General features: G+C 66.0%; 13 protein-coding genes. 7 read left to right on the top strand and 6 right to left on the bottom strand.

Features of this window, described 5'->3' with window-relative positions; translation table 11 throughout:
- Window positions 1–27 precede the first annotated feature (27 nt).
- From V6M89_RS22075 to V6M89_RS22065, 3 genes are read left to right on the top strand one after another with little or no spacing between them, the layout of a single operon-like run.
- Complete coding sequence (locus V6M89_RS22075; RefSeq protein WP_332855197.1) at window positions 28–762, top strand: YoaK family protein; 735 nt, start codon at window positions 28–30, stop codon at window positions 760–762.
- 44 nt (window positions 763–806) lie between these two features.
- Complete coding sequence (locus V6M89_RS22070) at window positions 807–1,208, top strand: GFA family protein (protein ID WP_332855196.1); 402 nt, start codon at window positions 807–809, stop codon at window positions 1,206–1,208.
- A gap of 5 nt (window positions 1,209–1,213) precedes the next feature.
- Window positions 1,214–1,702 (top strand): arsinothricin resistance N-acetyltransferase ArsN1 family B, encoded by a 489-nt coding sequence (locus V6M89_RS22065; protein ID WP_332855195.1) that lies wholly within the window; start codon window positions 1,214–1,216, stop codon window positions 1,700–1,702.
- Here V6M89_RS22065 and V6M89_RS22060 read toward each other — a convergent pair.
- The 3 genes from V6M89_RS22060 to V6M89_RS22050 form a co-directional block, all read right to left on the bottom strand.
- Window positions 1,699–2,034 carry a hypothetical protein gene (locus tag V6M89_RS22060; protein ID WP_332855194.1) on the bottom strand — a complete coding sequence of 112 codons (336 nt, stop codon included), beginning with the start codon at window positions 2,032–2,034 and terminating at the stop codon, window positions 1,699–1,701. The genes V6M89_RS22065 and V6M89_RS22060 overlap by 4 nt on opposite strands.
- On the bottom strand, window positions 2,031–2,615 hold the full coding sequence (locus V6M89_RS22055) for a hypothetical protein (protein ID WP_332855193.1): 585 nt from the start codon (window positions 2,613–2,615) through the stop codon (window positions 2,031–2,033). Before V6M89_RS22055 ends, V6M89_RS22060 begins: the two co-directional genes overlap by 4 nt.
- A gap of 151 nt (window positions 2,616–2,766) precedes the next feature.
- A complete protein-coding gene (locus V6M89_RS22050) occupies window positions 2,767–5,859 on the bottom strand; it encodes a ligand-binding sensor domain-containing diguanylate cyclase (protein WP_332855192.1) in 3,093 nt (1,030 codons plus the stop codon).
- Window positions 5,860–5,987: 128 nt separating this feature from the next.
- Here V6M89_RS22050 and V6M89_RS22045 point away from each other — a divergent pair, with 128 nt between their 5' ends.
- On the top strand, window positions 5,988–9,785 hold the full coding sequence (locus V6M89_RS22045; RefSeq protein WP_332855191.1) for a response regulator: 3,798 nt from the start codon (window positions 5,988–5,990) through the stop codon (window positions 9,783–9,785).
- A gap of 83 nt (window positions 9,786–9,868) precedes the next feature.
- Here V6M89_RS22045 and V6M89_RS22040 read toward each other — a convergent pair whose 3' ends face one another.
- The 3 genes from V6M89_RS22040 to V6M89_RS22030 form a co-directional block, all read right to left on the bottom strand.
- Window positions 9,869–10,990: a branched-chain amino acid ABC transporter substrate-binding protein gene (locus V6M89_RS22040; protein WP_332855190.1), complete on the bottom strand. Its 1,122-nt coding sequence runs from the start codon at window positions 10,988–10,990 to the stop codon at window positions 9,869–9,871.
- A gap of 133 nt (window positions 10,991–11,123) precedes the next feature.
- Window positions 11,124–11,945 (bottom strand): substrate-binding periplasmic protein, encoded by an 822-nt coding sequence (locus V6M89_RS22035; RefSeq protein WP_332855189.1) that lies wholly within the window; start codon window positions 11,943–11,945, stop codon window positions 11,124–11,126.
- Between the two features lie 120 nt (window positions 11,946–12,065).
- A complete protein-coding gene (locus tag V6M89_RS22030; RefSeq protein WP_332855188.1) occupies window positions 12,066–12,833 on the bottom strand; it encodes a hypothetical protein in 768 nt (255 codons plus the stop codon).
- A 177-nt stretch (window positions 12,834–13,010) separates the two neighbouring features.
- Between V6M89_RS22030 and V6M89_RS22025 the strand changes: the two genes are divergently transcribed.
- From V6M89_RS22025 to V6M89_RS22015, 3 genes are all read left to right on the top strand, one after another.
- Window positions 13,011–13,385, top strand: a complete 375-nt coding sequence (locus tag V6M89_RS22025) for a hypothetical protein (protein ID WP_332855187.1) — start codon at window positions 13,011–13,013, stop codon at window positions 13,383–13,385.
- Window positions 13,386–13,460: 75 nt separating this feature from the next.
- A complete protein-coding gene (locus V6M89_RS22020; RefSeq protein WP_332855186.1) occupies window positions 13,461–15,884 on the top strand; it encodes a catalase in 2,424 nt (807 codons plus the stop codon).
- A gap of 108 nt (window positions 15,885–15,992) precedes the next feature.
- Window positions 15,993–17,470, top strand: a 1,478-nt coding sequence (locus tag V6M89_RS22015) for an MFS transporter (protein WP_332855185.1), incomplete at its 3' end; no start/stop codon positions are given.

Here is a 17,470-nt window from a genome sequence, read left to right as displayed (position 1 = left end):
TGGCCGACAGTAATGAGGAGGCCGACCATGCCTATGCACTACCTGCGGGCCTTAACCAGCCCGCAACGCACCAACATCAGCAACCGCCGCCTTGGCCGTTCGCTGGCCTTCGTGGCTGGCGCGGTCAATGCCGGCGGTTTTTTCGCAGTGGGTCAGTACACATCGCACATGACAGGCATCGTCTCGTCGCTGGCGGATAGCGCCGCGATGGGGGAGACGCGCGTCGTGGTTGCAGGCCTGACGGCGCTGCTGGCGTTCTTGCTGGGTGCCGCCACTTCCGCGATCCTGATCAACTGGGGGCGGCGGCGCGGCGCGCAAAGCCAGTACGCGCTGCCGCTGATTCTGGAGGCGGCGCTGCTGCTGTGCTTTGGCCTGATGGGCGCCAGCCTGGGTGCTTCCGGCCAGGTCGCCGCCATCGTGGCCTTGCTGTGCTTTGTGATGGGGCTGCAGAACGCCATCATCACCAAGGTCTCGCGGGCCGAAATCCGCACCACCCACGTCACCGGGCTGGTGACCGACATCGGCATCGAACTGGGAAAACTGCTTTATTGGAACGCCAGCACCGCATCGGACAGGGTGGCGGCCGACCGTGACAAACTGCTGCTACTGGGTTCCCTGCTGGCGATGTTTCTGCTGGGCGGATTGGTCGGCGCTTTCGGCTTCAAATACCTGGGCTACATCTCCACGGTGCCGTTGGCCGTGGCCTTGCTGTCGCTGGCGATTATTCCCGTCATCGACGACTTCTTGCTTGCTCGGAACTGAAACCGCACCGTTCGTCTATACTTGTCATAAGGAGAACATACCAGATGATGAGGACTTACCACGGCAGCTGCCATTGCGGCGCGGTGCGCTTTGAGGCGGACCTCGATTTGAGCCAGGGCAGCCTGCGCTGCAATTGCTCGTTCTGTTTGAAGATACGCTGCTGGGCCGTGATGGCCAAGCCGGAAGCCTTCCGCCTGCTGGCCGGCGAGGCCGAGATGAACGTCTACCAGTTCGGCGCGAAGAACGAGCATCACTACTTCTGCAAGCATTGCGGCGTGCGTCCTTACGGCATCGGCAACTCTCCGCGCTACGGTGTATTCTATGGTGTCAACGTCGCCAGCCTTGATGGCGTCAGCGACGAGGACCTGGCCGGCACGCCCATCACCTACGTTGATGGACGCGCCGATAACTGGATATCGCCACCCACTGAAACCCGCTATCTTTGAATCCGATGATCAGACCTGTTACGCCAGACGATGCCGCAGCCATCGTCGCCATCTACAACCACTACATCGCCACCACCACCATCAGCTTCGAGGAGCAGGCGGTCACGCCGGAGGACATGGCTGGCCGCATCCGCGACGTCACCGCCGGACTGCCATGGCTGGTGTATGAACAGGACGGCGAAGTGCTGGGATACGCCTACGCGACCAAGTGGCGCGCCCGCAGCGCCTACCGCTTTGCCGCCGAGACCAGCGTCTACGTGGCGTTCGGGCAGGGCGGCAAGGGCATCGGATCGGCGTTGTACAAGGCGTTGCTGGGAGAGCTGCGCGCCCGTGAAATTCACATGGCGATAGGCGGCATCGCCCAGCCCAACGAAGCCAGCGTGGCGCTGCACGAAAGCCTGGGCTTCGAAAAAGTCGCCCACTTCAAGCAGGTCGGCCGCAAGTTCGATCGCTGGATCGATGTCGGCTACTGGGAGTTGCAGTTGTCCAGTTAGCGCACGTTTGGATCCTCAAGAGATTTTAATTTCTTGTATAACTTGAGTGCTTCCTCGTCTGACATATCACCCGGGCTCCGGGCTGCTAGCGTGTATCTGCCATCGTTCGTAGTCCGGGCAATAAATCGACGGGCCTCCTCCGGCGTTACGGAGGTCGGCGCAAGTCGGGTACGTCCAGCTTGTGCTTTCGCAGCCTGAAGAAGATGCACGCCTTTCGCCTGTATCGCAGCAGGATCACAGCCTTCTAATATATGCTCGTCCGGTGTCGCAATCAGTTCATCAACTAAGGTGTTGGTGAAACTTTCGAAATCGCCAGTTACCTTTTTCTTCATGATTTTCTCCGGTCAGGGTCCAGCGCTGAAAGCCTTCGCAGCAACCGTTTTCGAACCGCGTCGTACTTTTTCTTATCCCATCCAAGCTCGTCGCGTGCTTCTGTTCCTCGCATTCCGTCTGCCCATTCGCCGACCAACAATTCTAAGTCCTCATCGCCCCCAAGTGAGGCATAGAGAGCGGCGATTTGCTGCTTGCCGGATATTTCATCTTCTGGCGTTGCCGTCATTGCTCCGTGAGCGATAGGCGTCTTGTCGTCCACATCGATTTCAAACGGGTCCACGACTACATTTGCATCGATGGGGTTTAATTCGTTGCGTTTGCGCGTGTTGCTAGCAATGCTGTGCATGACCGTCTTGAGCACCACCAAGGGGTGAATGTCGCGGGGCCAGACTCGTGCACCAGCGAGCAGCTTGCAAAGTGCTTCCTGCAACAAATCGTCTGCCGTCATGCCGGTCAATCCTGAGCAAAAGATAGACGCAATGATCTTGGCTCGCTGCCAATCAGCCGGTTGAAAGGCCGCGAGGGCAGCCTCCACCTCAGCTCTGGTCAAGCTGTCGCCGGATTCTGAGATGGCTGGCATGGACGGGGCTTCCTTTTAATACTCTCCAGCAGTTCGCCGTGGACGCTTGTGTCAAAAATTTTCTTTCAACAGGCACGTCGTAGTAAAGGATCAGTCACATGCAGATTAGCAGAATAAAAACCACAGGATCAGCTGGTACATCAAGCAGTCGCTAAACCGTCTGCGCCGCGTTGTCCTGCGGCGCCAGCACGCTGCGCTTGCCGCCTTCGGAACGGGCGCGGTACAGCGCCTGGTCGGCCGCCAGCACCAGGTCCTCGGCATTGTCGTCCTGCGCCGCCGGTAGCGACGCCGCGCCGATGCTGACGCTGATGCTGCCCGAGGGCGCTTTCACATTCGGCAGGTTCAATGCGTTGATGGCCGCTTCCATGCGGCGCGCGATCAGCATCGCTTCTTCGCCGCTGGTGCCTGGGGCCAGGAAGGCGAATTGATCGGCGCCGTAGCGCGCCACCAGGTCGCCGGCCCGCTGCACCGCGCCGTTCAGCGCATTGGCCGCCCGTCGCAAGACGTCGTCGGCGGCCTGCTGGCCGTAGTGGTCGCGGTAGGCGCCCAGCTGGTCGATTTCCACCAGCCCAATCGCCATCAGCTTTCCTTCGCGCGCCGCGCGGCGCCATTCGCGCGCCAGCTGGTCGTCGAAGCAGCGGCGGTTGGCGATGCCGGTCAGGCTGTCGGTGGCAGACAGGTTGGCCAGCTTGTGCTGCGTAATCCGCAGCGTCTCGGTGCGCTCCAGCAGCAGCGCCTCAAGCTCGCGCGCCCGCACGCTCAGGCGCCGTACCATCCAGCGGAACAGCAGCACCAGCAGCGCGACTATCAGCGCCGCCACCGCGCTGCGCGCCCACCACGTTTCCCACACCGGCGGCGTGATTGTGATCGGCAGGATAATCTCGTCGCGGCTGGATACGCCCTTGTTGTTGCTGCCCTGCAGATGGAAGTGATACTTTCCGGGCGCCAGATTGGTGTAGGTCGCCACCGGATGTCCGGCATCGGCCTGCACCGGTTGCTTGTCGAAGCCTTCCAGCCAGTAGGAATAAGCGTTCCTGCGCGGTTCGGCGAAATGCAGCGCGGCGAATTCGATCGAGATGGTGTTGGCGATCCACGGCAGGCTCAGTGAACGGGGCTGCGTCAGGCTGCCCTCCAGCACCACGTCCTCCGGCGGGTTCTTGCCGCCCAGCGAACGATTCAACACGCGGATATCGGTGATCGCCAGCTGCGGCGGGCGCGAGGCGCTGCTATGGATGGTCGGGTTGACGGCGGTGACGCCGCTGCTGCTGCCGAAGTACAGGAAGCCGTTGCCGCTGTTGGCGGCGGAGTCCATGTAGAAGCCTTCGGTCAGGCCGTCCTCCACCGAGTATTCGGTGACGGTGCCGGAGACCGGATCGATCTTGCTCAGGCCCGCCGCCGTGGTCACCCAGATCATGCCGTTTTTATCCGAGCGTATCGCTTCGATCAGGCGCGTACCCAGTTCGCCTTTTTCCTGGATGCGGGTGATGGTGAAGGCGCCATCCTTGCCGGCCACCACATGGTTCAAGCCCTTGGATGTGCCGACCCACATGCTGCCGTCCGCATCGAGGTGCAGGCTGCTGACACGGTCGCTGCTCAGGCTTGCGGGATTCTTCGGATCGAGCCGGAAGTGGCGGAATTTTCCTGTGGCCGGATCGAGCATATCGAGCCCGCCGCCACGATAGAACTCGCCGCTCCATACGCGGCCGGCATTGTCTTCCACCACCGTGGTGGCGCCGTTGACGCTGCGGCTGTCCGGGTTCTTGTCGTCGTGGGCGTAGCTCTCGACCGCGCCGCTGGCCGGGTCGTAGCGCAGCATGGCGGTGCCGGTGCCCAGCCACAGCACGCCGCCGCGTCCCGGCGCAATGGTGTTGATGAAGTCCGTGGTCTTGCTGCCGAAGTGGATCACCTTGAACGGCGTATCCGGCGTGTCCAGCCGGTTCAGGCCTTCCGAGGTGCCGATCCACAGCACGCCGTCCGGCGCCTGGTAGGTGCTGTAGATGACGTTGGAGCTCAGGGCGCCCGGCCGCTTGGGCGTGGCGCTCCAGGTGCGCACCATCTCGCGCTTGGCCGGGTCGAACAGCGCCAGGCCGTCGTCCAGCGCGAGCCACAGCTGGTTGTTGGCGGCGGCGCCGACGCTGCGCACGAAATTGCTGGACTTGACGAAGTCGGGATCGATGTCGCGCGGGACGAAACGCTCGAAGCCGTGATAGCCAAGGTTGGCGCGGCTGACGCCATCGGTCAGCGAGCCTACCCACAAGGTGCCGCTGCGGTCGCGCATGGTGGTGTTGATGGCGTCGCTGTTGAGGCTATGCGCGTCCTCGGCGCGGTGGCGGTAGCTCTGGAACTGGCGCAGCTCGCGGTCCCAGCGCAGCAGGCCGCTGGTGCGGGTGCTGATCCACAGGTCGCCGGCGCGGTCTTCGTCGATGTCGGTCACGCGCTTGGCCGGCACGGACAGCGCTTCGCGCTTGTCCCAGGGCTGGCCGGCCTTCCATGTCACCAGGCCGTCGGCCGAACCTATCCACAGCGTGGCGGCGCTGTCGAAGTACAGCGCGCGCACGTCGTTGGCCTTGGGGTTGGGATGCTCCGGGTCGTCGACGCGGAAGTGCTGGAAGCCGGTGGCGCCGGGCGCCATGTAATCCAGGCCGCCGGGCCAGGTGGCGGCCCACACGCCGCCCAGGTTGTCGACGGCGACCGCGTTGACGTCGTTGTAGAGCAGGCTGTCCGGCTTGGCGTCGTCGTGGCGGTAGATGACGAAGCTGCCCTTGCGCGGGTCGAAGCGGTGCAGGCCGCCCCATGTCGCCACCCACATGCCGCCCTTGTTGTCGGCGATGATGCGGCGCACGATGCGGGCATTGTTCGGACCACCGGTCGGCACGTAGCGGGTGAAGTTGTTGGTCACCGGGTCGAAGCGCGCCAGGCCTTCGTCGGTGCCTATCCACAGCTTGCCGGTTTCGTCCTCGTACAGCGCGGTGACGCGGCCGCCCGGCAGGCTATGCGGGTCGGACGGGTCGTTCATGTAGCGCACCTGCTTATGGCCGTCGTGGCGGAACAAGCCGCCCTCGATGGTGCCGATCCAGACGAAGCCCTGGCGGTCCTGCAGGATGGTGAGGATGGCGCGGCTGTCGGCGCCCAGCGAATCGACGGCGGTGAAGGCCAGCGGGCGCGGCGCCGCCTGCAAGGGCGCGGCGTGCAGGCAGGCCAGCGCGCCGCACAGCAGCAGGCGTAGGACGGGGCGGAAGGGCATGCGCTGCATTCGGGGACCTTGGTATTTTGGCTAGCCAAGTAAAGCACATAATCGGCCGCCGGGGAAGCGTTGGAGCGACACTTTTCCGCTATAATCCATTGACAAATCCTTATGCATCGCAAGGCGACATGAACGGATCTTCAGACGGAGTACCCCTGCCACCGGCGCCGCTGTCGCCCAAGCCGCCCCTGCGCACATGGCGCGCGGCATGGGGGCAACTGCGCCAGCGCGGCCTGCCGGGCCGCCAGACCATGCGCTGGGCCACCTTGGCGCTGCTGCTGGCCGGCGGCGCGGTGCTGATCCAGCGCCAGGTGGTGTTCCAGCAGCACAGCCGCGACTTGAAAGCCACTGCGGACGATATCGCACGCCAGATCCAGATCGATTCCACCGACGGCCGCGTGATGGGCGGCGCCATTCTCATGGGACTGGTGGAGGACAGCGTCAAGCTGCTGCTGTCCGGCGAGCTGGCCTTCGACGCCTATCGCCTGCACGTGGACTTCGCCGCCGTCCTCGATCAGTACAGCGCCGACACCGTGTTTGTGCTGAACGGCGAAGGCACGACCGTCGCTTATCTCAACAAAGAGGGCAAGGCCATCGGCGTTGGCCGCAGCCTGCGCTATCGTCCCTACGTCCGCCGCGCGCTGGCCGGCGAGGCCAATGTCTATGCCGCCATCGGCAGCAATTCGCATGAGCGCGGACTGTATTTCGCGGCGCCGGTCTACAGCGGCAATTCGCGCGACACGCCCATCGCCGGCGTCTACACCATCAAGATGCCGGCCTCCGAAATCGACCGCATCCTCGCGCGCAGCAAGGATCCGGTGCTGCTGCTGTCGCCGGACGGCGTGGTGTTCGCCACCAACCGCAACGAGTGGCTGTTCATGCAGTCCCGGAAGATCGCGCCGGCGCGCCTGGCCCAATTGGAAAAGGAAAAGCAGTTCGGCGAGCTGTTCGCCGGTACCGGTCCGCTGCAATTGCCGTTTGAACCGGTCGGCAAGCAGGCCAGCATCCAGGGCCTGACCCACGCGCTGGCCGGCACCGACTTGAACTGGCCGGACGATGGCGGCGCCTGGCGCGTGGTGATCGCGCAGGACAAGGGCGAGTGGCTGCCGCTGTGGAACCAGATGATGCTGGCCGCCGCCTGCATCGGCGCCGTCTGGCTGTGCGCCATGGTGGTGACGGGGCGCACCCGCGCCGCCGAAAGCGCGCGCCGCCTGCGTTTCGAGAACGAGCGCCGCATGCGCGAGATCACCAACAACCTGCCGGTGGCGGTGTACCAGTTCCAGATGGACGCGGCGGGCCAGCCGCGCTTCCGCTTCATGAGTCCCGCCATCACCGCCATCACCGGCCTGCAGGCCAGCGATGTGCTGGAGGACGGCGCCATGCTGTTCGCGCTGCTCGACCCCGACGGCCGCGCGGGCCTGCTGGCGCAGATCGCCGACAGCGCCCGCCAGCATTGGTCGGTCCACCGCCGCCTGGAGTTCGGCGCGCAGGGCATGGTGGCGGCGCGCTGGGTCGACATCCACTGCACCTGCGTGCACCAGCAGGCGGACGAGGAAGTGTGGAACGGCTACCTGGCCGATGTGACAGCCGAGCACACGGCGGCGCAGACGCTGAGCGCCGCCAAGCAGACCGCCGAAGATGCGACGCGCAGCAAGTCGCTGTTCCTGGCGAATATGAGCCATGAGATCCGCACGCCGATGAACGCCATCATCGGCATGAGCCACCTGGCGCTGAAGACCGGCCTGACGCCGCGCCAGCACGACTACGTGCAGAAGATCCAGCGCGCCGGCCAGCACCTGCTGGGCATCATCAACGACATCCTGGACTTCTCCAAGATCGAGGCCGACAAGCTGCAAGTGGAGAACCAGCCGTTCGAGCTTGACCAGCTGCTGGAAAACCTGGCCACGCTGATCGGCGACAAGGTCAACGCCAAGGGGCTGGAGCTGGTGTTCGACGTCGCCCCCGACGTGCCGACCGCGTTGGTGGGCGACGCGCTGCGGCTTGGCCAGATCCTGATTAACTACGCCAACAACGCCGTCAAGTTCACCGAGCAGGGCGAGGTGGCGGTGACGGTGCGCGTGCGCAGCCACGACGAGCAGCGCGTGCTGCTGCACTTCGCCGTGCGCGACACCGGCATCGGCTTGAGCGAAGAGCAGATGCGCCAGCTGTTCCAGAGCTTCCAGCAGGCCGATGCTTCCACCACCCGCAAGTACGGTGGCACCGGCCTGGGCCTGGCGATCTCGAAGAAACTGGCGCAGTTGATGGGCGGCGAGGTTGGCGTCGAGAGCGAATTGGGCCAGGGGGCGACGTTCTGGTTCACCGCCCATCTGGAGATCGGCCACAACGCACGGGTCTCGCTGCTGCCGTCGCCGGACCTGCGTGGCAGCCGCCTGCTGGTGGTGGACGACAACGACAGCGCCCGCAGCGTGATCGCCGAACTGCTGCGCGGCATGCGCTTCAATGTGCAGGTGGCGGCGTCCGGCGCCGAAGCGCTGGCCATCGTGCGCGATGCCGCCGCGGCCGGCGAGCCGCTGGCCGTGGTGCTGCTGGACTGGCAGATGCCGGGCATGAGCGGCATCGAGACCGCCGCCGCCATCAAGGCGCTGGGCTTGCAGCAGACGCCGCGCCTGATGATGGTCACGGCCTATGGACGCGAGGAAGTGCAGCAGCAGGCGCACGCCGCCGGCATCGACGATGTGCTGATCAAGCCGGTCAACGCGTCGGTGCTGCTCAATACCCTGATCCGCCTGCTGGGCGGCGAAGTGGACGACAGCGCGCTGGCGCGTCCGGCGCCGGTCAGCACGCTGGCGGCGCTGGCCACCCTGCGCGGCGCGCGCGTGCTGCTGGCCGAGGACAATGAGCTGAACCAGCAGGTGGCGTCGGAGCTGCTGGCCGATGCGGGCCTGGTGGTGGACATTGCCAACAACGGTGTCGAGGCGGTGGCGATGGCGCAGCGCGACCAGTACGACATCGTGCTGATGGACATGCAGATGCCGGAGATGGATGGCGTCGAAGCCACCCGTGCATTGCGCGCCTTGCCGCAGCTGGACGGCTTGCCGGTGGTGGCGATGACGGCCAACGCCATGCAGGCCGACCGCGACCTGTGCACGCAGGCGGGCATGGTGGACTTTGTGATCAAGCCGATCGAACCGGACGACCTGTGGCGCGCGCTGCTGCGCTGGATACCGCCGCGCCATGCGCTGCCTGCGCACGATGCCGTCAACGGCAATGGCCACGGCCACGGCCAAGACGCCGAGCCGCGGCACGAACTGAGCCCCGAACTGCAAGCCGCGCCGGAAGACGACTTCCCGCACGAGATTCCAGGCCTCGACATGGTGGCCGGCCTGCGCCGCGTGCTGGGCAAGCGGCCGCGCTACCTGGCCATGTTGCGCGGCTTCGTCGCCAACCAGGCTGGCGCCGTGCAGCAGGTGTCCGCGCTGGTCGCGGCCGGCGACCGCGCCGGCGCCGAACGCGGGGCGCACACGCTCAAGGGATTGGCTGGGAATATCGGCGCCAGCGCCTTGCAGGTGCTGGCTGGCGAAGCCGAACATGCGCTGTCGCCGGCGGCGGTGGGGGAGGCCAGCGCCGCCGCGCTGTCGGCGCGCCTGGCGCCGCAGCTGGCGCAGCTTGAATCCGTGCTGGCCGGGCAGGTGGCGGCGATCGTCGCATGCCTGCCGGCGGAAGCGGAACTGGAGAAGGTGGAAGTCGATCCGGAACAGCGCGACGCCGTGGTGCGCGAACTGGGTGCGCTGCTGGCGGACGATGACGCCCGCTCCGAACGGCTGCTGGTGGAACATGGCGCGCTGCTGGCCGCCGCCTTCCCCCAGCACTACCGCAAGCTGGAACAGGCGGTCGGCGATTTCGACATGGAACAGGCGCTGGCTATCTTGGAAAGCGCCACCGCATCGTTGGCGCCCGCCGCCTAGCCGTCGTTCCCGCGCAGGCGGGAACCCATGCCGAGTGTCCTGTCCGGCGAAGTATGGATTCCCGCCTACGCGGGAATGACGAATCAGTAGGTGGTCAGCGGAACCGGCTGGCCGCCCTTGAAGTTGAAGATGGTGACCGGCGACTGCTTCATGTCGCCGCGCTCGTCGAACGAGTAGGTGCCCGCCACGCCCTTGTACGAACCGGCGCTGATGGCTGCCCCAACTTTTTGCGGATCGGTCGAGTTCACCTTCAGCATGGTCTGCGCGTACATCATGGCCGCATCGTAGTAGGCCGCCGCGTAGACGTCAGGGTCCTGCTTGAAGCGCGCCTTGTACCTGGCCTTGAAGGCCGGACCGCTGGCAAACTTGTCGAGGATGGCGCCGCCCTGCGAGCACAGGACGTTTTCGCCGACGGCGTCGCCGCCCAGCTTGCCCATCTCCGCGGTGCAGATGGTGTCGCCGCCCAGCAGCTTGGCGTTGATGCCCAGCTGTTTCATCTGGCGCGCCATCGGTGCGCCCTGCGGCGCATAGCCGCCGAAGAAGATCGCTTCGACCTTCTTGGTTTTCAGCTTGGTCAGGATGGAGGTGAAGTCGAACGCCTTGTCGGTGGTGAACTCGTGGCCGGCCACGGTCATGCCGGCGGCCTTGGCCTGCTTCTTGAATTCTTCGGCCACGCCCTGGCCGAAGGCGGTGCGGTCGTCGATCACGGCCACGGTCTTGAGCTTGAGTTCATTGGCCGCGTACAGCGCCATCTTGGTGCCCAGCTGGGAGTCGCTGGCGTTCACGCGGAACAGGCCCTTGTAGCCCTGCTGGGTGATCTTGGGATTGGTGGCGACGGTGGCGATCAACACGCCGGCGTCGTTGTAGGCGCGCGAAGCGGGAATGGCCACGCCCGAGTTGTACGGGCCGACCACGTACTTGACGCCCTGGTCGATCAGCTTCTGGGCCGCGGCCACGCCGGCTTTCGGATCGCCCTGGTCGTCTTCCGATTGCAGTTCGAATTTGAGCTTCTTGCCGGCCACGGTGATCGGCTTGGCGTTCAGTTCCTCGACCGCCAGGCGCGCGCCGTTCTCGTTGTCCTTGCCCGAAAACGCCTGGGCGCCGGACAGCGGGCCGCTGTGGCCGATCTTGACCACGGTGTCCTGCGCCTGGGCGCCGGCTGCGCCCAGCAAGGCGAGGGTGGCTGCAATATGCTTCAATTTCATGCGATCTCCTGATGTTGTGTTGTGAGGTGATGGCAAGATTATCGCCAAAAACGCAAAATATTATCGTGTGACTTGGGCTTTCGATTGGCCTGTTTTGCACGACATCGCCTTTCAAAGGGCCGGTGCTCAAAATTTAATTCGGTGCGCGCTGGCGCCTGGCGTCCTCCTCGCGCTTGCGGATGCGCGCCAGCGCCGCGTTGATGCGGTCGATGATGCCGTCGTCCTTGGCGCGGGCGATGGCGAAGAACTGGCCGCTGTCGGTGGCCAGGGGCTTGGGCAGCACGCTGAAGCCGGCGTTGGCGGCGGCGCCGATGGCCGGCAGGCGCGGCGCCATGAAGGCGCGGATGCTGTCCTCGAGGTCTTTCGCGGTCAGGCCGTCGGGCTGGAACAGCAGCACCACGTCCACGCGCTTGAGCATCAGGCGCGTGAGGCGGGTGCCGCGCGAGGAAATGTCTTCGTCGGTACGGAACAGCTTGCCGCGCGCCGTGTCGAATTCCAGGCCGTAGCTGTAGCCGCGCACCGTGCCGACGGTCTTGCCGCGCAGGTCTTCGAGACGATTGAAGGGGAAGGTGGCGTCGCTGCGGGTGACCAGCCACAGGCTGTTGTGGCTGGCGGTGTCGGAGTAGCGCAGCGCGCGCAGGCGATCGGCGGTTTTCGGCAGGCCGTACACCAGGCCGACGCCGTCGATGGCGTAGCGTTCGGCGCGCGCCCACGGATAGGTGTGCGGCTCGAATGTGACGCCCAGTTCCTGCGCCACCGCATCGAGCACCTTGCGCTTGACCTCCGGCATGGGGCGCGGCTTGCCTTGTTCGTCGAGCGTATCGCCGATCAGCAGCGGCACCACCGGCAGCGCCGGTGCGGCCGCCGCGGCCGCCGCGGCCGCTGCTGCATGCGCAGGCGGAAGGCAGGACAGCACGGCGGCGAGCAGGATACCCGGTATCGGCAATCGTTTCATCGGCAATTGAGCAGTGGCTATCAGCCGATTATTACATGCTTCGGGGTCAGGTCCCCCATTACAGCATGAACCCGGTTGTATTAACCGGGCTCATGCTGTAATGGGGGACCTGACCCCGGGTTATGGCGCGTTGTCCAGGGTGCGTGTGCGGGCAGCCGGTTCCACCGCCGGTACACGCGGTATCGCGCCGGTCGCCGTTTGCGTGGCCGGGCCGTGGGCGCCGGCGAGCTCGGTGTCGTTGATATGGTAGGCGGCGATGGCGGCGGCCAGCGCCGGATTGGCGCGCAGCGGGTCGTTCAGCAGCCGGCTGGCTTGCAGTGCGGCGCTGCTCAGTTGCTGGACAAAGTTGGTCGCCAGCTCGTTGAAACTGTCCAGCGTGGTTTGCAGCGTCTGGGTGGTCGCCTGCTGATTGCTGTCGAAGGCCGCCTGCAACACGCCATTGTCGAGCGCCAGGCCCCGGGACGTCTGCAAGCTGAGGCCGATCGGCGACAGGTTCTGCGCCGTCGCCGGCTGTTGCAGGCTTTGCACCAGGTTGTCGAGCAGCGACGGTTCTTGCGGCTGGGTTTGGTTTAAACCGGCCGGGGGCAGCTGGTTGAAGGCGTTCACCACATTTTGCGTGGCGTTGTTCAAGGTCGTCGCGCTGTCGGCCGGCGCGGCGTTTTGGACGATGGCTGTTTGCAGTTGAGCCAGCTGTTCCCGGGACTGCGACACCGTCAGCAGGAAGTTGGCCACCGGCGACAAGTCTACGGTGACGGACGCGGCCGGCGCATCGGTGGCCGAGCCGGCGGCGGCCACCTGACCGGCCTGTTCGCCTGCCACGGCGGCGGTCTCGGCCGCAGGAGTGACGCCGCCGAGCGCGCTCTGCGCTGTGGATGAGATGGGGAACATGCGGCCCTCCTGAACTGAGTGTATCTGCCAGCATGCTCCCTTCAGGCGTCGTCGTCCGTGTGCCAGTTCACATAGCGGACCGATTGCCTTTCTGTTCGTTTGCGCACGGTCAAGCCGCTGTGTTGCGCCTATCGTGTCCCTTGCAGTTCCAACATTCACCCGAAAAAGGAAAGCATCATGGAAAACAGCATCGACAGCAAAATCAACGCCGCCCGCGACGGCGTCACCCAAATCGGCAACAACCTGCGCGCCGATGCGCACGCGGCCATCGACAAGGTCGCCGATAAAGTTCCGCCCACCACCGACCGCCTGGCCAACAGCGCCCACAACGGCATCGACAAGGTGGCCGATGGCGTCAACAAAGTCGCCGACACGATGGAAAGCGCCTCCGGCCGCCTGATCGCGCGCAGCAAGCAGGTCGGCGAGAGCTACAAGGCGTTGGCCGAATCCGGCCGTGGCCGCGTGCGCGCCAACCCTGCCATTTCCATCCTCCTGGCCGCCGCCGCCGGCTACGGCCTGTCCAAGCTGCTGAGCTCGCGCGGCACTAAATAACGCCAGGCTGTCCGGCCGGTGCAGCTGCCGGGATCAGCGGCGGCCGGTCCGGGCGCCGCTGATCGGAGTACATCTATGGGAAATTCCAAGAAAGCGCCGGCCGCCGTCATGGGGGCCGGTTCGGTTTTGAGTACGGTGGCGGGGCCTTCTTCGGCGCCGCCGCCGGATCAGCTGGGAAACGATTCCCCGCAGCAGCAAGCCTTGCTCGACAAGGTCAAGGGCGGCCAGCAGCTGGCCGCCGGCATGGCGTTCAACGCCAACAAACCCAATGAACACGGCGACGCCGCGCGCGCGCCGCAGGCCGGCCAGAGCTGCCCGGCGCCGCATGCAGTCGCCACCGCCAGCACCGCAGGCGAGACCACGCCGTCCGCCAAGACCGGCGGCGGCGCGCCGCCGCACGGCGTCAATCCGCTCAACGCCTCGCTGGACCGGGTCCGGGTCGACGGCGGCGATCAGCGCCTGACCACCAACCAGGGCGTGCCGGTCGCCGACAACCAGAATTCGCTCAAGGTCGGCCTGCGCGGCCCCACCGCGATGGAAGACTTCATCCTGCGCGAGAAGCTTACGCACTTCGACCACGAACGCATCCCCGAACGGGTGGTGCACGCGCGCGGCTCGGCGGCCCACGGCTACTTCGAAAGCTACGAGGACTTGAGCGGCGTCACGCGCGCCGCGCCGTTCGCAGCGGCGGGCAAACGCACGCCGGTGTTCGTGCGTTTTTCCACCGTGGCCGGCGAGCGCGGCTCGGCCGACACCGTGCGCGACGTGCGCGGCTTCGCCGTCAAGTTCTACACCGACGAAGGCAACTGGGACCTGGTCGGCAACAACATCCCGGTGTTCTTCATCCAGGACGCGATGAAATTCCCGGACCTGGTCCATGCCGTCAAGCCGGAGCCGCACAACGGCATGCCGCAGGCGGCCAGCGCGCACGATACCTTCTGGGACTTCGTCACGCTGATGCCGGAAACGGCGCACATGCTGATGTGGCATTTGTCGGACCGCGCGATCCCGCGCAGCTACCGCACCATGCAGGGCTTCGGCGTGCACACCTTCCGGCTGGTGAACGCCGAAGGCGCGTTGGTGTTTTGCAAGTTCCACTGGAATCCGGTGGCAGGCACCCACTCGCTGATGTGGGACGAAGCGGCCAAGATCTGCGGCGCCGACGCCGACTTCCACCGCCGCGACCTGTGGGAAGCGATCGAAGCGGGCGCCTACCCGGAATGGGAACTGGGCCTGCAGATCTTCACCGAGGAAGAGGCCGAACAATTCCCGTTCGACGTGCTCGACGCCACCAAGCTGGTGCCGGAGGAGCTGGTGCCGGTGCGCGTGGTCGGCAAGATGACGCTGAACCGCAATCCCGACAACTTCTTCGCCGAGACCGAGCAGGTGGCCTTCTGCACTGCGCATGTGGTGCCCGGCATCGACTTCAGCAACGACCCGCTGCTGCAAGGGCGTATCCACTCCTACCTGGACACGCAGATCAGCCGCCTGGGCGGCGCCAACTTCCACGAGATTCCGGTCAACGCCTCGCTGGCGCCGGTGCACAACCACCAGCGCGACGGCATGCACCGCCAGGCCATCGCGCGCGGCCGCGTGGCCTACGAGCCCAATTCGCTCGGCGGCGGCTGTCCGTTCCAGGCCGGCATGGCCGGCTTCACCACGGCCGCCAGCGCCAGGCCGCAGCCGCCGGAGGACAAGGTGCGCGGCAAGCCGGAACTGTTCGCCGACCACTACTCGCAGGCGCGCCTGTTCTGGATCAGCCAGAGTCCGGCCGAGCAGGCGCACATCGTCAACGCCTACCGCTTTGAACTGAGCCGCGTGCAGACGCAGGCGATCCGCGTGCGGCTGCTGGCCATGCTGGCCAATGTCGACCCCATCCTGGCCGAGGGCGTGGCGCAGGGCCTGGGGCTGGAGGTGCCGGCGCCGATGCCGCTGGCCACCGACGCCGAGCCGCCGCACTACAATCCTTCGCCGGCGCTGTCGCTGCTGGCGCGGCCGGGAGCGACCGGCATCGCCACGCGCCGCATCGCCATCCTGGCGGGTCATGGCGTGGAGGGGGCCAGCGTCAAGGCGCTGTACGCCGACCTGCTGGCGGCCGGCGCGGTGCCGCGCATCGTCGCGCCGCAGCTGGGGCAACTGGCTGCGGCCGACGGCGGCAAGCTCGATGTCGAGATCTCCATCGAAGCCGGCCCGCCGGTGCTGTACGATGCGCTGATCGTGGCCGACGGCGCCGCCAGCGCGGCCATGCTGATGCGCGACGCCGACGCGCTCGACTTCGTGCGCCAGCAGTACCGCCACTGCAAGCCTATCCTGGCGGTGGGCGCGGGCGTCGAGCTGCTGTTGAAGGCGGGCCTGCCGGCCACGCTGGAAAACGGCGCGCCGGACCTGGCCCTGTGGCGCGCGGACGCCGCTGGCCTCGATGCGGCGCTGGCGCAGTTCAAGCATGCGCTGGCCGGCCACCGCAACTTCCAGCGGGAGACGGAGGCGGTGGTCCTGTAGGGCTATCCCTTTTGCCGGGGCTGTAATATAGTCAACAATGACGGGCATAGTGATATGCTCGTCATTGTGCATTCTACGCCCGAAAAATAGCACCAGGATCTACTGAACATGGACGTGTACGCCCCACAGGTATGGCTTCCGCACGAGCGTCCCACTTTGCCGGGGTCGCCTTCGACGCCGCTGCACACGGCCGAGCGCCGGCTGGCCTTTCTGGTGATCGGCTTTATCGTCGCCGTCACCGGCGGCCTGGGCAACGCGCTGGTGTCGGTCAACCTGCCTTACCTGCAAGGCTCGCTGGGCGTGTACTCGGCCGAGATCCAGTGGCTGCCGGCCGCCTACGTGATGGCCAATGTGTCGATGAACCTGCTGCTGGTGAAGTTCCGCCAGCAGTACGGCCTGCGTCTGTTTACCGAACTATTCCTGGTGCTGTACGCGCTGGCCACCGTGGCCCACTTGTTCGTGCACGGCCTGGCCTCGGCCATCGCGGTGCGCGCGGCGCACGGCATGAGCGGCGCGGCGCTGACCACCCTCGGCCTGTACTACACCTTGCAGGCCTTTCCGGCGCAGCACCGGCTCAAGGCGGTGGTGTTCGGCATCGGTTTCTCGCAACTGGCGCTGCCGATGGCGCGGCTGTTCTCGTCGGAGCTGATGGAGTTCGGCGAATGGCGCGGCCTGTACTTCTTCGAGCTGGGCCTGGCCCTGCTGTCGCTGGCCTGCGTGATGGTGCTGAAACTGCCGCCGGGCGATCGCGTCAAGGCTTTCGAGAAAATGGACTTCCTCACCTTCGGCCTGTTCGCGCCCGGCGTGGCCTTGCTGTCGGCGGTGCTGGCGCTGGGCCGCACCGTGTGGTGGTTCGAATCGCGCTGGCTGGGCCTGTGTCTGGCCGGCGCCATCGTGCTGATCGCCGCCGCGCTGCTGGTCGAGCATAACCGCGCGCGGCCGCTGCTCAACACGCGCTGGCTCAGCAACGGCAATATCGCGCGGCTGGCCTTGTCGGTGCTGCTGATCCGCGTGGTGCAGTCGGAGGCCAGCGGCACCGTGGGCTTCCTGCAGGCGCTGGGCCTGAACAACGACCAGATGCAGATGTTGTGGATCGTCGTCATGATCGGCACCGTGGCCGGGCTGGTGGCCAGCGCGCTGACCATCACGCCGGCGCGCATCCCCTTGCAGCTGATGTTCTCGCTGGCGGTGATGGCGGCCGGCGCCTACATGGATTCCGACGCCACCAACCTGACCCGGCCCGCCGACCTGTATGTCAGCCAGTTCCTGCTGGCCTTCGGCGGCGCCTTCTTCATCGGGCCGACGTTCGTCTCTGGCTTCGGCGCGGTGATCGCGGCGCCGAATAACCTGGTCAGCTTCTCGGTCATGTTCAGCATCACGCAGACGCTGGGCAGCCTGCTGGGTTCTGCGGCGGTCGGCACGTTCCAGGTGGTGCGCGAGAAATTCCACTCCAGCATATTGGTCGAGCATCTGACCCTGCTCGATCCGATGGTGGCGGCGCGCATCCAGAGCGGCGGCGCCAGCGTGGGCGCGGCGCTGGCCGATCCCGCCGCCCGCAGCGCGACCGGCGTGGCGGCGCTGGGCGC

The sequence above is a fragment of the Duganella sp. S19_KUP01_CR8 genome (assembly GCF_036688705.1).
In the GTDB taxonomy this organism is placed as follows: Bacteria; Pseudomonadota; Gammaproteobacteria; order Burkholderiales; family Burkholderiaceae_D; genus Rugamonas.
Note: the sequence above shows the minus strand (reverse complement) of the source record. Positions and strands in the feature narration are given on the sequence as shown.